The organism is Kribbella pittospori, assembly GCF_004331465.1.
Classification (GTDB): domain Bacteria; phylum Actinomycetota; class Actinomycetes; order Propionibacteriales; family Kribbellaceae; genus Kribbella; species Kribbella pittospori.
In genome coordinates this window covers 1-587 of record NZ_SJKB01000061.1, presented here as the reverse complement: position 1 = coordinate 587, position 587 = coordinate 1, and the positions used below count along the sequence as shown (strand labels likewise).

1 protein-coding gene and 1 rRNA gene are annotated in these 587 nt (G+C 55.4%); one reads left to right on the top strand and one right to left on the bottom strand.

Features of this window, described 5'->3' with window-relative positions; genetic code table 11:
• Positions 1-87: ribosomal RNA gene (locus E0H73_RS45615) — 16S ribosomal RNA — on the top strand; the annotation flags it as partial.
• Between the two features lie 264 nt (positions 88-351).
• Here E0H73_RS45615 and E0H73_RS47850 read toward each other — a convergent pair.
• The coding region (locus E0H73_RS47850) for a hypothetical protein (protein WP_238164704.1) at positions 352-587 on the bottom strand (236 nt) is incomplete at its 5' end.

Sequence of the window (587 nt, the reverse complement as noted above, 5' to 3'; positions counted from 1 at the left end):
AGGGAGCCGTCGAAGGTGGGGCTGGCGATTAGGACGAAGTCGTAACAAGGTAGCCGTACCGGAAGGTGCGGCTGGATCACCTCCTTTCTAAGGAGCACTACGGCAGACACCCTGTGGGTTGTCTGTCCATTCATCGTTTCTCAGGCGTACGTCCTGGGGCGATGGTGCTTCGGACTGTGGAACATTGACCATTAGATTCGGACCGACGCTGGTCTCGTTAGTACTGCTGGTTCCTTTGGGAGCCGGCGTGGAACGCGGGGTCTGGTTGAGGAAGGTTTCGAGGCGCGCTGTTGGGTCCTGAGAAATCGGGCCTGCTTCCCCGGTTGGGGAGTTGGACTGGTCTTCTCTGGGTCACGGCTCAACCGAGGTTGGTTGAGTGTGGTGGCTGGGGCCGGCTTCCATCAGACTGTTGACGGTCTGCGGATGGGGTGGGTTGTTTCCCTCTGATGCAGGGTTTGTCTTCAAGTGGTGGTTATGAAGCTGGTGTTCCTGCCCGTATTTTGAGAACTGTATAGTGGACGCGAGCATCTCTTTGTAGCGTAATTTTGCTTTTTGTTGTTTGTTTTTGTGACAAGCTACTAAGGGCA